This window comes from Paraburkholderia sp. WS6, assembly GCF_030464835.1.
GTDB lineage: Bacteria > Pseudomonadota > Gammaproteobacteria > Burkholderiales > Burkholderiaceae > Paraburkholderia > Paraburkholderia madseniana.
The window spans coordinates 20673-34838 of record NZ_JALQCK010000040.1; the positions used below are offsets into that span (position 1 = coordinate 20673).

The window sequence follows — 14166 nt, forward strand, 5'->3', positions numbered from 1 at the left end:
AGCCACCGCGTCGCATTGCGCGAGTGGCGTTGAACCGATATGGCGAAACGGGATTACTACGAGGTTCTGGGCGTCGCAAAGAACGCGAGCGACGACGAAATCAAGAAGGCTTATCGCAAGCTTGCGATGAAGCACCACCCCGACCGCAATCCCGGCAACAAGGATGCGGAAGAGCATTTCAAAGAGGTGAAGGAAGCCTATGAAATGCTGTCGGACTCGCAAAAGCGTGCCGCGTACGATCAGTACGGCCACGCGGGCGTCGATCCGAACATGGGCGGAGCCGGTGCGCAGGGCTTCGGCGGTTTTGCCGATGCGTTCGGCGATATTTTCGGCGACATCTTCGGCCAGGCGGCCGGCGGCGCCGCACGCGGCGGTGGCGGCCGCGCAGGCCCGCAGGTGTATCGCGGCGCCGATCTGCGCTACAGCATGGAAATCACGCTGGAACAGGCCGCGCACGGCTACGACACGCAGATTCGCGTGCCGAGCTGGGTGTCGTGCGAAATCTGTCACGGCTCGGGCGCGAAGCCCGGCACCAAGCCGGAAACCTGCCCGACCTGCAGCGGTTCGGGTTCGGTGCGGATGTCGCAGGGCTTTTTCAGCATCCAGCAGACCTGCCCGAAGTGCCACGGCACCGGCACTTATATCCCTGAGCCGTGCGGCCATTGCCACGGCGCGGGCAAGGTGAAGGAAACCAAGACGCTGGAAGTGAAGATCCCGGCAGGTATCGACGACGGCATGCGCATCCGCTCGGCCGGCAACGGTGAGCCGGGTATCAACGGCGGTCCATCGGGCGATCTGTACGTCGAGATTCACATCAAGCAGCACTCGGTATTCGAGCGCGACGGCGACGACCTGCATTGCCAGATGCCGATTCCGTTTACCACGGCGGCGCTCGGCGGCGAAATCGAAGTGCCGACCCTCGCGGGCCGCGCGAGCTTCACGGTGCCGGAAGGCACGCAGTCGGGCAAGACGTTCCGTTTGCGTGGCAAGGGGATCAAGGGTCTGCGCTCGAGCATTGCCGGCGATCTTTACGTGCACGTGCAAGTCGAAACGCCGGTCAAGCTCACGGAGCCGCAGCGCGAGTTGCTTCAGCAATTCGAGAAGGCACTCGTGGAAGGCGGCGCACGGCATAGCCCGCAGAGCAAGAGCTGGTTCGATCGGGTAAAGAGCTTCTTCGATTAATAGCGGTTTGATGTGGCGGTAAGCATGACGGCAGATGAGCGCGATGCAGTGTTCGCGTTGCTCGACGATTGCGACGCGACGGCGGCGCGCCGTTCGAGTCGTCTGTACATGGGTTTTGTGCATGAGCGGGTTTGCGCGGACGCCGCGCAACTCGAAGTCGTGTGCGAGACCGTGGCCGCGGATACGCGGCGTGGTTTGCATGCCGTCGTGCTCGCCGACTATGAGTTTGGCCGGCATCTTCTGGACGGCGGCCTTTCTCACCAGGCATTGAAAGAAACGCAGCGTGGCGATGCTACGCTGCGTTTTTTATTGTTCGAACGTTGCGAGAAGCTGTCGCGCGACGAGGTCGACGCGTGGCTCATGGCGCGCGACGGCGGGACGGCAGAGGCGTCGGTAGCGGGTACCGCAAACGTGCGCGCGAGCGTCGATCCAAAGCAATTCAACGAAGCGATCGATGCGATCCATGCCGCCCTGCGCGCGGGCGATTCTTATCAGGTCAACTACACGTATCGGCTTGGTTTCGATGTATTCGGCTCGCCGACCGCGCTTTATCGGCGGCTGCGAGTGCGTCAGCCGGTTCCATACGGCGCGTTGATCGCGTTGCCGGGCGACGAGTGGGTGCTGTCGTGCTCGCCGGAGCTGTTCATCGAGAAGGAAGGGGCGCTGCTGCGCGCCCGTCCGATGAAAGGCACGGCGCCGCGCTCGGAAGATCCTGACGCGGATCGCGGCGCCGCCGATTTCCTCGCCAACGACGCGAAGAATCGCGCCGAAAACGTGATGATCGTCGACCTGTTGCGCAACGATCTGTCGCGTGTGGCGCAGACAGGCTCGGTCAGTGTGCCGGCGCTGTTTTCGGTCGAGCCGTATGCGTCGGTCTGGCAGATGACGTCGACGGTGCATGCGACGTTGCGCACCGGCACGTCTTTCGCCACGATCATGCGTGCGCTGTTTCCATGCGGCTCGATCACCGGTGCGCCGAAGCATCGCACGATGCAGTTGATCGAGGAATTGGAAAGCACGCCGCGGGGTCTTTACACAGGCGCGATCGGTTGGCTCGATGCCACCACAAGCGAAGACGCCTGCGGCAACTTCTGCCTATCTGTCGCGATCCGCACGTTGACCTTAACCCCGACCGCACAACCAGGCGAACTGCAAGGCAAGATGGGGGTCGGCGCAGGCATCGTGCTCGACAGCCTCGCCGCCGACGAATATGCGGAGTGCCAATTGAAGGCCAGCTTTCTGACCGGCGCCGAGCCGGGTTTCGAGCTCTTCGAAACGATGTATGCGACGCGGGAAGAGGGCGTGCGGAATCTGTCGCGTCATCTCGCACGACTCTCCGCGAGCGCCGAGACGCTGGGTTTCAAACTCGACGACGAAAACGAAATTCGCGCGCAAATCGCGGAGAAATGCGCGGCGTTGCCAACGCAAACCCCGCACCGTGTGCGCCTCGCGTTGAGCAAAAACGGCGCGGCACAAATAACGGCGGCAGTGCTGACGCCGCTGGCTGATGCGACGGTCGGCGTGCTGCTTGGGCCGGATCACGATTTCCCCACGACGGACGCCAATGATCCGCTGCTGCGCCACAAAACCACGCACCGCGCGGAATACGATCGCGGTTGGCGCGAAGCCGAAGCGAAAGACGCTTTCGACACGCTGTTCTTCAACGAGCGCGGCGAGTTGACCGAAGGCGGCCGGTCGAACGTGTTTGTGAAGCTGGCGGGACGGTGGTGGACGCCGCCATTAGAGTCGGGCGTGCTGCCCGGGATCATGCGAGGTGTGTTGCTGGAGGATGCCGGCCTTCGCGCTGCTGAGCGCGTGCTGACTCGAGTCGATGTGCAGAATGCCGAAGCACTTCTGGTGTGCAACGCACTGCGAGGCGCGGTAAAGGCGCGCGTGCTGGGCTAAGGTGGGAGGGGCGAGGCTTTTGAGGTAGCCGTGCTACCGGGTTTGGGTGACGCATGCCGCCACAGCGGCTCAACTGTGGCGAGCGTGCAGCAAGCGGGCCATCCATCCGGACAGGCGGGCGTGCCAAGTGGATTCCCGCACGTCATGCGGTGCGGTGGCGTGATTGCGGATTTCCGCTACGTCGATCAGGCAAAAGGGGCTCATGGTCATCTCTCTTCGGCTTGCGGCAGCGCCGCGTTAACAAGGTAGACGAAGATAGACGATCAGGTTTCCAGTCGATATCGGACGGGTCCCAAATAGGACAAAACAGGACAACACACCAAACGGGCGCAATTACGCCCGATGGATGTAATCCGCTAACAGACCGCGTAGTTAGAACGTGTGCTCCGGCCCCGGGAACGAGCCGTCCTTCACGGCACGCACATACGCTTCCACGGCAGCTTGAATGTTCGGCTGCCCCTGCATGAAGTCTTTCACAAAGCGCGGCCGCTTGCCTGGGAAAATTCCCAGCATGTCGTGCAGCACCAGCACCTGACCCGAGCAATCCAGACCCGCGCCGATGCCGATCGTCGGAATCCGCAATTGCTTGGTGACTTCACCGCCGAGCAGCGTGGGAATCGCTTCGATCACGATCAGTTGGGCGCCCGCATTCTGCACGGCGAGCGCGTCGCGCAGCACCTGGCTCGCGCCGGCATCGGTCTTGCCCTGCACCTTGAAACCACCGAACGCATGCACCGATTGCGGCGTCAGGCCGACGTGCGCGCACACCGGAATCGACCGTTCGACCAGAAAGCGCACCGTGTCCGCGAGCCACTCACCGCCTTCGAGTTTCACCATTTGCGCGCCGGCACGCATGAGTTCCACGGAACTCCTGAAGGCGTCTTCCGGCGTGCCGTACGTACCGAACGGCAGGTCGGCGACCACCAGCGCCGAGGGCCGCGCCCGCGCGACGCTCGCCGTGTGATACGCGATGTCGGTGAGCGTGACCGGCAGCGTGGTTGCCTGGCCTTGCAGCACATTGCCGAGCGAGTCCCCGATCAACAGCACGTCGACGCCGGAGCGATCCAGCAGCGCGGCGAAGCTTGCGTCGTAACAGGTCAGCATGGCGATCTTTTCGCCAGCGTCGCGCATCGCCTGCAGTTTCGGCACGGTGATGGCGTTCCGGCTCGCTTCCTGCAAATAGGTCATGGGGAAATCCGTTGGAAAGGAGAGCGGCGCGTCGCTTAAAGCGACGTGCCTTTGACAAAGAATTCCTTGCGGCCGCGCATGGTTTCGATGCGTTCGGCGAGTAGCGCGAGGTCCGCGTCCGAGTCGAGCGGATTCAGGTGTTCAGCGTTGACCGTCAGCACTGGCGCGCCGTCGTAGTGATAGAAAAACTCGTTGTAGGCGTCGCCGAGGGCGTGCAGATACGCATCGGAAATCTGCAGTTCCATTGGCACGGCGCGCTTCTGGATGCGCGCGAACAGCACTTCAGGACTGGCTTGCAGGTAGACCACGAAGTCCGGCGCCGGTGCGCTCACGTCGATTCGCGCGGCGAGGGCGCGATAAAGCTGCCACTCGTCTTCTTGCAGTGTCAGACGCGCGAAGATGTCGTTCTTCTGCGTCATGAAATCGGCGATCAGCGGTGTGCCCGCCACGTGCGCGGCCGCCACGTTCTGGGCCTGCTGCGCGCGCTGCAAGGCGAAGTGCAATTGCGTGGGCAGCGCATAACGCGTGGTGTCGCGATAAAAGCGTTCGAGAAAGGGATTGTCCTGCGGTCGCTCGAACAGTTCCTGCATCGACCAGCGCTGGGCGAGCCGCCGCGCGAGTGAAGTCTTGCCGACGCCGATCGGCCCTTCGATCGCGAGATAGCCGAAGGGCGGCCGCAGTTGCGGCGCGGTGACGGTGAGTGGCGGCGAATTCATTCGCAACGGCCCTTGTCCCTGGCAGGGGCGTCGGCGGTCAATGCATTGAGCATCGGACACTGGCACGGCCCCTTCACCTTTTCGATGCGTTGATCGTGCACGCCACCAAGCAGCGCCTCCGCACGGCCGTGTTGCGGGATGATCAGCGTTGGGTCGATCTCGACGAGCGGCACGAGTGCAAAGGCGCGTTCGATCAAACGTGGATGCGGCACGATCAGATCGGCTTCGTCGATCGATTGATCGCCGTATAGCAGGATGTCGAGATCGAGCGTGCGCGGGGCGTTGCGAAACGGCCGTTCACGGCCGAACTGATGCTCGATTTTGTGGCATAGCGCTAGCAGATGCCGTACGGGGAGCGTCGTTTCAACCTTCACGACACAGTTGAAATAGTCGTCACCGCCCGCGTCGATCGGGGCAGTGCGATACAGGCTCGACTTGGCGAGCACGGAGATGGTGTGCTGTTGTGCCAGGCACACCACCGCGTCTTTCAGGGTCTGGCGCGCGTCCCCGAGATTCGCGCCGAGGCCGAGATAGGCAACCGTCATGGCATAACTTCCTGCAACTATCGTTCGACGGCAATAGCGAACGCTGTGTCAGTCTTCGTGCGGGCCGTCATGGCCCGCATCGCTGGCTGTGCGTTCGGCTTGCGTGCCGCCCTCCATTCCGTCGCCCGGTTTGCGGCTCCTCGCGCCACTGCTGCGCCGCCGTCGTTTTCTGGGGCTTCGGTCCTTCCCGCCTTGCGTGAGCAAAGTCTCCCGCGCAGCGACGTCTCCTTCGATGAACTCCGTCCACCACGCACCGACCGACTCTTCGAGTTCGCCCGATTCGCAGCGCAACAGGAGGAAATCATACCCCGCTCTAAATCTTTGGTGTTCCAGCAGCTTCAGCGCGCTTCTTCCCGAGCGTTTCTCGAGGCGCAGTTGCAGCCCCCAGATCTCGCGCATATCCGACGAGAAGCGCTTGTGGATCGCGAGCTTCTCGGTTTGCATGTCGAGGACTTCGTCCATCGCGCGATGCAGCGCCGGCACCGCATATTCGCCGTTCGCTTCAAATTGCTGCCAGCGCGTCTGCACGTCGTGCCACAGCAGCGTGGCGAACAGGAAGCCAGGCGAAACCGGCTTGCCGGCGCGCACGCGGGCGTCCGTATTGGTGAGCGCAAGCGTGATGAATTTCTCGCCGATCGGCTGTTCCAGCACCACGTCGAGCAGCGGCAGCAATCCGTGATGCAGGCCTTCCTGGCGCAGACGTTTCAAACAGGCAAGCGCGTGGCCCGACAGCATCAGCTTGAGCATCTCGTCGAACAGACGCGCGGCCGGCACGTTGTTGATCAGATCGGCCATTTTGGCGATCGGCGCGCGGGTCGTGTCTTCGATCTCGAACTCGAGCTTGGCGGCAAAACGCACCACGCGCAGCATGCGCACCGGATCCTCGCGATAACGCGTGGCCGGGTCGCCGATCATGCGAAGCAGACGCGCGCGCATGTCGGCCATACCGTTGTGGTAATCCAGCACGGTTTGCGTGGCCGGATCGTAGTACATCGCGTTGATCGTGAAGTCGCGGCGCGTGGCGTCTTCGTGCTGCTCGCCCCAGACGTTGTCGCGCAGCACGCGGCCGCTGGCGTCCACCGCGTGTGTACGGCGGTCGAGCTCGTCGCGCTTCAGGCGGCGCGGCGGCGCCGCGTCGGCTGCGGGCGGATCGACCAGTGCGCGGAACGTGGAGGTTTCGATGATTTCCTGGCCGAACTGCACGTGCACGATCTGGAACCGGCGGCCGATGATGCGCGCGCGGCGGAACAGCTTCTGCACCTGTTCGGGCGTGGCGTCGGTCGCGACGTCGAAGTCTTTCGGCTTGATGCCGAGCAACAGATCGCGCACCGCGCCGCCGACGATAAACGCGCGATGCCCCGCTTCCTGCAGACCCTCGGTGACGCGAATCGCGTTTCTCGAGATCAGCGACTGATCGATGCCATGCACGTCGTGCGGAATGATGACCGGCACGTCGGGGTCCCGCACGGTTTTGGCGGCAGGGCGCGCCGGTTTGCGGCGCGCTTTGGTGGCGCTGGACGCGTTGCGTGCCGGCGCCTCGCCGGCTTCGTCTGCTTCGGTGGGCGGGGTGTCGTCAGCGGGCGCCGGGTCCTGGCCGAATAGCTTGCGGATAAGTTTTTTGATCACGAGGGTTGAAAGAGTTCGAGGATGCGCCAGCCTTTGGCCTGCGCATGGGCGCGCAATGTGTCGTCGGGATTGGTCGCGATCGGATCGGTGACCTTTTCGAGCAGCGGGATGTCGTTGTGCGAGTCGCTATAGAAATAGCTGTGCTCGAAGTCGCTCCAGGTTTTGCCGAGGGATGCGAGCCACGCCTCGGTACGGACGATCTTGCCTTCCTTGTAGCTCGGCGTCCCGGTGGGGCGGCCGGTGTACGGCGAATGCGGCTGGCCGTCGACGGTTTCCGCTTCGCAGGCAATCAGCGCGTCGACACCGAACGCCTGCGCGATCGGACGGGTGATGAATTCGTTGGTCGCGGTGACCACGCAGCAGAGATCGCCGGCTTCACGATGCTCCCTGACCAGTTCCAGCGCGACCGGAAAGATCGCCGGCTTGATCACTTCATGCATGTACTGCGCGTGAAGCTCGGCAAGCTGCGCGCGCGTGTATTTCGCGAGCGGCGTGAGCATGGCGATCAGATAAGCGTGAATGTCGAGCTTGCCGGCCTTGTAGTCGGCGAAAAAGCGGTCGTTTTCACGAGCGAAGTTTTCGGCGTCAACCATGCCTTGTTTCACCATGAAGCGGCCCCATTCGTGGTCGCTGTCAGTGGGAATGAGGGTGTGGTCGAGGTCGAAGAGTGCGAGGTTAGCCATGGGGGCCTATTTTACTTGAAGCGGCGGCGGGGGACGCGGATGAGGCGGATGAAGGGGGCGCGGCTCGCCTATCGTCGGCGTCGGGCGAGGCCAGCATGGTGCGCAGGAGCGGCAGCGTAACCGCGCGTTTCTGTTCGAGCGAGAAGCGGTCGAGCGCGTCGAGCAGGGCCATCAGGCTCGGCATATCGCGGCGAAAATGCGTGAGCAGGTAGGCGGGGACGTCGTCGGCGAGCATGATGCCGCGCTCGCGCGCCGCGTGTTTCAGCACTGCGGCCTTGCCTTCGTCCGGCAGCGGCGCGAGGTGAAACACGAGGCCCCAGCCGAGACGGGTGCGCAGATCCTCTCGCACCGTCATGCCGATTGGTGGCGCATTGCCCGCGGCGACGAGCGCGCTGGTGGGATGCGCGCGCACTTCGTTGAACAGGTTGAACACGGCAATCTGCTGCGCCGCGGACAGGCCGTCGCAATCGTCGATCGCATACAGCGCGACGCGCGGGTCGAACGTGAAAGCGGCGAGGCTGCTCTGCGGACCGGCAAAACGTGCATGACCCGGCGGCGCTTCGTGGACCAGCGCCTGCAGCAGGTGCGTGCGGCCGCTGCCGGCTTCACCCCAGACATAGAAGGTGCGATCGGCCACTGGCCCGGCCGCGAGCGCGTTGTCGAGCTCGCGCAGCCGCGTGACCAGCTCGGCGTTGGCGCCGGCGAAGAAATTGTCGAATGTCGATGGCGGCGGGGTGCCGAGATCGAGCGTCAGTTGACGAAGCACAGTAGGTTAATGCCGAAAATGAGGCTTAGGCCGCAAATGGCCCGGATCGCGGGCCCTAAAACGTCCGTGAACAGTCAATGAGCAGTCAGTGACTCAGTTGTTGTAAAGCGTGCTCGTCAGATAGCTTTGGCGCAACTCCCGCATGGCTACCGACAGAATGGCGCTGACCGGCAATGCCAGCAACACGCCGAAAAAGCCGAACAGTTGGCCGAACGCGAGCAACGCGAAGATTACCGCGAGCGGGTGCAGGCCAATCCGTTCGCCGACGAGGCGCGGCGTGAGATAAAAGCTCTCTACGATCTGGCCGACGCCGTAAATCAGCGCGACCGCGCCGAAGCCGTACCAGTCGCCGAACTGTAGCAGTGCCGCGAGCAGCGCCAGCGCGAGACCGGTTGCAAAACCGATGTAAGGGATGAACACAGCGAGGCCCGTGAAAATACCCACCGGCAGCGCGATCTCGAAGCGAGCGATGGTCAACGCAATCGCATAATAGACCGCGAGCACGCCCATCACGAGCAATTGGCCGCGCAGGTATTGCGACAGCATCTGGTCCATGTCGCGCGCGAGTTGCAGCGTCTTGTCGAGCCAGCGGCGCGGCACCGTGATCTGCATGCGAGCGAGCATGCGATTCCAGTCGTACAGCAGATAAAACAGCACGAGCGGTACCATCACGAGGTTGCCGACCACCGTCATCATCACGTTGCCGCTGGTGCGAACGGAGGTCCATACGTACAGCGCGACCTGCTGCGCGCTGCCTTCAAGCTGCCCCATCACGAGATCGCGGATGCTGGCGAAATCGAGCGAGTCGGCGAGGCCCAGCAGCGCAAGCTTGGGTTGCAGCCAGGCGCTCACGTGGGCGAACAGCACGGGCACCTGTTGTTTCAACTGCGGCCCTTCTTTCTGGATGACGGCCAGCACCAGCAGCACGAGCAGCGTCATCAGCAACGAGAACAGCAGCATCATCAGCAAGGCGGCGAGTCCGCGCGGCACGCGCCGGCGCACCATCCACGCGACGCCGGGTTGCAGAATGTACGCGAGAATGGCGCCCAGCAGGAACGGCGTGAGGACCGGGCTCAGTAGCCAGAGCAGAATGCCGACGACTAGCGCGATCGCCAGCCAGATAAAGGCGCGGCGCTGCACAGGCGTCAGGATCGAGGAGTTCTGTTGCAAAGTTATTTCCCTGGTGTCGTCGTGACCGGAGGATTCAGGATGATTCAAATTCCAGCCAGCCGGCCGGCAACTCTGTATGGGACCAGAGTAAGCGCTGAAGCGCCAACTCTGGTCGGCATCGGGTAAAATCGCATTTTACCGACCTTCTTGCTCTTCCCCATGAATCAACCGAAATCCGCCTCTGACGCCCAAGGTTTGTCGTATCGCGACGCCGGCGTGGACATCGACGCGGGCGACGCCCTTGTCGACGCGATCAAGCCCTTTGCCAAAAAGACAATGCGCGACGGCGTGCTGGGCGGCATCGGCGGGTTTGGTGCGCTGTTCGAAGTGCCGAAGAAGTACAAGGAACCGGTGCTGGTTTCGGGCACCGACGGTGTCGGCACCAAGCTGCGCCTCGCGTTCCAACTGAACAAACATGACACCGTCGGCCAGGATCTGGTGGCGATGAGCGTGAACGACATCCTGGTGCAGGGCGCCGAACCGCTGTTCTTCCTCGATTATTTCGCTTGCGGCAAGCTGGACGTCGGTACGGCGGCAACGGTCGTGAAGGGTATCGCGCATGGCTGCGAACTGTCCGGCTGCGCGCTGATCGGCGGCGAGACGGCTGAAATGCCGGGCATGTATCCGGACGGTGAATACGATCTGGCCGGTTTTGCGGTCGGCGCGGTGGAAAAGAGCAAGATTATCGACGGCAGCACGATCGCCCCGGGCGATGTGGTGCTGGGCTTGGCTTCCAGCGGCATCCATTCGAATGGTTTTTCGCTGGTGCGCAAGATCATCGAGCGCGCGCAGCCGGATCTGAATGCGGATTTTGATGGCCGCTCGCTGGCCGATGCGCTGATGGCGCCTACGCATATTTATGTGAAGCCTTTGCTGGCCTTGATGCAGCAGATCGCTGTGAAGGGTATGGCGCACATCACTGGCGGTGGTTTGGTCGAGAACATTCCGCGCGTTTTGCGTGAAGGTCTGACGGCTGAGCTGGATCACCGTAGCTGGCCGATGCCGCCGCTGTTCTCGTGGCTGCAAAAGCACGGCGGCGTGGCGGATGCGGAAATGCACCGCGTGTTCAACTGCGGAATCGGCATGGCGGTGGTGGTTGCCGCTGCTGATGCCGACGCTGCGATCGCATCTTTGTCGGCTGCTGGCGAGCAGGTCTGGAAAATCGGCGTGATTCGCGAAAGCGCAGCCGGTGAAGCTCAGACCGTAGTCATCTAAACAGCCCCTGCTTGACCAAAGGCTGGTTTGCCTGCGCGGCGTACAGAAAGCACGTCGCGCGGGTAAAACCTCAAATTAGCTCTTCAATCAAGCTCACGACCTGCCCGGTAGCATTGGGGTCGCAGCAATCAACAACAACCCGCTCTGTCATGCTGCGCAGCCATGTGAGCTGCCGTTTGCACAATTGCCGGGTAGCAAACACCCCCTTATCCCGCATGGTCGAGTAATCGACCGCCCCGTCGAGATATTCCCAGGCCTGCCGATATCCCACGCAGCGCATGGACGGCATCTCGGGCAATAGATCTCCGCGCTCGCGCAATTTCACCACTTCGTCGATAAAGCCGGCGGCCAGCATGGCGTCGAAGCGCTTTTCGATGCGCGCATGCAGCCAGCTCCGTTCGGATGGCTCGAGCGCAATGGGCACAAAGCGCCACGCCAAAGCGGCGTCGTCCGTTCGAGCGGGCGCGGCTAGCAGAGCGGACATCGCTTGCCCCGTCAGCATGAAAACTTCGAGCGCCCGCTGAATTCGCTGCGAATCGTTCGGCGCCAGACGCGCGGCCGTAACGGGATCGACAGCGGCAAGCCGCGCATGCATTGCGGGCCAGCCTTCGCGTGCGGCATCGGCGTCGAGTGTCGCGCGAACGTCGGCATCGGCGGCGGGCAGGTCGTTTAGCCCTTGAGTGAGCGCCTTGTAGTACAGCATCGTCCCGCCGACCAGCAACGGCAGCCGCCCGCGCGCGCTGATCTCGCCGATCAGGCGCAACGCGTCGCTGCGAAATTCCGCCGCCGAATATGCGTCCGTCGGATCGACGATGTCGATCAGATGATGCGGCGCCACCGCGCGCTCTTCCGCCGTCGGCTTGGCGGTGCCGATATCCATCTCGCGATAGACCAGCGCCGAATCGACACTGATGATTTCCACTGGCCGCCGTGTGGCCAGCGCCAGCGCGGCAGCGGTTTTGCCGGATGCGGTCGGGCCGAGCAGGCAAGGGATCGGCGTGGGTGTGCGTGAAGTGCTTGAGGTCATAGGCAAGACGGCGCGCGCCGAATCAGCGTAATCAGGCGCACCGTCATTGCCCACGCATGAACAGCCGATCGAGATCGGACAGTGTCAGTTGATACCACGTCGGGCGCCCGTGGTTGCATTGGTCGGCGCGCTCGGTCGCCTCCATCTGGCGCAGCAGGGCGTTCATTTCGTCGAGCGTCAGACGCCGGTTCGCGCGCACCGCGTGATGGCAGGCGAGCGTGCCGAGCAGTTCGTGCTGACGCTCGGTCAATACGCGTGAACCACCGAACGCATGCAGGTCCGAGAGGACCGCACGGGCCAACGCCTGCAGATCGGCGTCTTTCAGCAACGCGGGCACGGCGCGGATTGCGAGCGTGGTCGGCGACAGCACGGCGAGGTCGAAGCCGAGTGCGTCCAGCGTGTCGCGCTCTTCCTCGACCGTGCCGATTTCGATCGGATCGGCCTGCATGGTCTGCGGGATCAGCAGCGGCTGCACGGCAATCGTGCGATCGGCCAGCGCGTTTTTAAACTGCTCGTACAGGATGCGCTCGTGCGCGGCGTGCATATCGACAATCACCAGTCCATGCGCGTTCTGTGCGAGCACATAGATGCCGTGAATCTGGCCGAGGGCGAAGCCGAGCGGCTGCTCGTCCGAGGCATTGAACGCAGGCGATGTGTACGGCCCTGAGGCGTTGTACGGGGACGGCGCTTCCGTAGCCGAGTCGCGTGCTTCGAAGAGCGTCGCGCCTTCCGCTGTGCCGGTGTTCGTGTCTCTGCGGCCGAAGAGGGCGTCGTAGAAGGCCAGGGGTTGGGCAACCGGCAGCGTGCCTTGTGTCATGCGCGCCTGACGCATCCAGGTATTGCCCGGCTGCGAGGATCCGGATCCGCTACCAAAGCCGCCGCCGAGGCCGCCTGCAGTGGTGCCGAAGCCACCGCCGCCTCCAGCGCCCGCGCCGCCCAGCGGTGTCGCGCCGAACGAAGCCGGCCCACCCGGCGATGCTTCCAGATGCGCTGCATGCCCACCAGCGGTCGTTTCCGGCGACGCGCCCGCGTGTCGCGCCAACGCACGCTGCACGGCGTGGAACACAAACTGGTGAATCGAACGGGAATCGCGAAACCGCACTTCGATTTTCGACGGGTGCACGTTCACATCGACCGCTTCTGGCGGCAGATCGAGAAACAGCACATAGGACGGATAGCGGTCGCCGTGCAGCACGTCCTCGTAGGCGGCGCGCACGGCGTGCGTGAGCAGCTTGTCGCGCACGAACCGGCCATTGACGAAGAAATACTGCTGATCGGCGCGTCCGCGGCTCGCGGTCGGCAGGCCGGCGCAGCCGTAGACGGCGAGCGGTCCAGCGGATTCGTCGAGCGGCAAATGAGCCGTCGCAAAGGTTTCGCCGAGGATCTTGGCTACCCGCACGGGCGGTTCGCTGGCGTTCCAGTGTTCGACCGCCTTACCGTTATGCAGGACCGAAATCGCCACATCCGGCCGCGCGAGCGCAGCGCGACGAATCTGTTCGAGGCAATGGCCAAGTTCGGTCTGCTCGCTTTTCAGGAATTTGCGGCGCGCGGGCGTGTTGAAGTACAGCTCGCGGACTTCGATCGTGGTGCCCTGGGTGCCCGCGGCGGGGCTCAGCACTCCTGTCTGCGCGTCGACGCGCACGGCGTGCGGCGCGTCCGCCGTGCGGCTCGTAATGGCCATCTGCGCGACGGATGCAATCGACGCCAGCGCCTCACCGCGAAACCCCAGCGTGGCAACCGCTTCCAGTTCGGCGAGCGAGCGGATCTTGCTGGTCGCGTGACGCATCAGCGCGAGCGCGAGTTCGTTTTCGGGGATGCCGCAGCCGTCGTCGGTGATCGAGATGCGTTTGACGCCGCCTTCGTCGAGCAGGATGCGCAGCGTCTGCGCGCCGGCGTCGAGCGCATTTTCGAGCAATTCCTTGACCACCGAGGCCGGCCGCTCGACCACTTCGCCGGCGGCAATCTGGCTGATCAACTGATCGGGCAGGGGCTGGATCGCCCGCAACGGGCGTGGGACGGGCGCGGCGGCGGAAACTGCGGCCGCGTCGGCGGTGCCGGCAGGCGTTTCGGAGAATTCTGACATGGCGAAATTATAGCGATTCGGCGCGAACAGGCTGGATGCGGGCCGACGGTAGGAATCGGC

The 14166-nt window shown here is 63.5% G+C and carries 12 protein-coding genes; 3 read left to right on the plus strand and 9 right to left on the minus strand.

Going from position 1 to position 14166, the window contains the following annotated elements; translation table 11 throughout:
- The first annotated feature begins 39 nt into the window (after positions 1-39).
- Together dnaJ and pabB are read left to right on the plus strand one after the other, a co-directional pair.
- The gene (gene dnaJ, locus M0D64_RS34370) at positions 40-1182 is read left to right on the plus strand and encodes a molecular chaperone DnaJ (RefSeq protein ID WP_054040973.1); all 1143 of its coding nucleotides are present in this window, start codon (positions 40-42) and stop codon (positions 1180-1182) included.
- Between the two features lie 24 nt (positions 1183-1206).
- Entirely contained in the window at positions 1207-3087 is a 1881-nt protein-coding gene (gene pabB, locus M0D64_RS34375; protein ID WP_266261088.1) for an aminodeoxychorismate synthase component I, read from the plus strand.
- A 372-nt stretch (positions 3088-3459) separates the two neighbouring features.
- Here the strand turns inward: pabB and panB are convergent, their stop codons facing one another.
- The 7 genes from panB to M0D64_RS34410 form a co-directional block, all read right to left on the minus strand.
- Positions 3460-4275, minus strand: a complete 816-nt coding sequence (gene panB / locus M0D64_RS34380) for a 3-methyl-2-oxobutanoate hydroxymethyltransferase (protein WP_171926330.1) — start codon at positions 4273-4275, stop codon at positions 3460-3462.
- Positions 4276-4310: 35 nt separating this feature from the next.
- Entirely contained in the window at positions 4311-4991 is a 681-nt protein-coding gene (locus M0D64_RS34385) for a deoxynucleoside kinase (protein WP_266261089.1), read from the minus strand.
- Positions 4988-5536 (minus strand): 2-amino-4-hydroxy-6-hydroxymethyldihydropteridine diphosphokinase, encoded by a 549-nt coding sequence (folK, locus tag M0D64_RS34390; RefSeq protein ID WP_154565846.1) that lies wholly within the window; start codon positions 5534-5536, stop codon positions 4988-4990. The genes M0D64_RS34385 and folK overlap by 4 nt, the downstream gene beginning before the upstream one ends.
- Before the next feature lie 48 nt (positions 5537-5584).
- On the minus strand, positions 5585-7162 hold the full coding sequence (pcnB, locus tag M0D64_RS34395; protein ID WP_266261090.1) for a polynucleotide adenylyltransferase PcnB: 1578 nt from the start codon (positions 7160-7162) through the stop codon (positions 5585-5587).
- Entirely contained in the window at positions 7159-7845 is a 687-nt protein-coding gene (locus M0D64_RS34400; RefSeq protein WP_154565848.1) for an HAD family phosphatase, read from the minus strand. Before M0D64_RS34400 ends, pcnB begins: the two co-directional genes overlap by 4 nt.
- Entirely contained in the window at positions 7838-8611 is a 774-nt protein-coding gene (hda, locus tag M0D64_RS34405; RefSeq protein WP_266261091.1) for a DnaA regulatory inactivator Hda, read from the minus strand. Before hda ends, M0D64_RS34400 begins: the two co-directional genes overlap by 8 nt.
- 93 nt (positions 8612-8704) lie before the next feature.
- A complete protein-coding gene (locus M0D64_RS34410; protein ID WP_266261092.1) occupies positions 8705-9781 on the minus strand; it encodes an AI-2E family transporter in 1077 nt (358 codons plus the stop codon).
- A gap of 159 nt (positions 9782-9940) precedes the next feature.
- On the opposite strand from M0D64_RS34410, the gene purM reads away from it, so the two are divergent.
- Positions 9941-10996 carry a phosphoribosylformylglycinamidine cyclo-ligase gene (purM, locus tag M0D64_RS34415; protein WP_266261093.1) on the plus strand — a complete coding sequence of 352 codons (1056 nt, stop codon included), beginning with the start codon at positions 9941-9943 and terminating at the stop codon, positions 10994-10996.
- Positions 10997-11066: 70 nt separating this feature from the next.
- Here the strand turns inward: purM and miaA are convergent, their stop codons facing one another.
- Together miaA and mutL are read right to left on the minus strand one after the other, a co-directional pair.
- Positions 11067-12023 carry a tRNA (adenosine(37)-N6)-dimethylallyltransferase MiaA gene (gene miaA / locus M0D64_RS34420; protein WP_266261094.1) on the minus strand — a complete coding sequence of 319 codons (957 nt, stop codon included), beginning with the start codon at positions 12021-12023 and terminating at the stop codon, positions 11067-11069.
- Positions 12024-12066: 43 nt separating this feature from the next.
- Positions 12067-14106 (minus strand): DNA mismatch repair endonuclease MutL, encoded by a 2040-nt coding sequence (gene mutL / locus M0D64_RS34425; RefSeq protein WP_266261095.1) that lies wholly within the window; start codon positions 14104-14106, stop codon positions 12067-12069.
- Between the last annotated feature and the right edge of the window lie 60 nt (positions 14107-14166).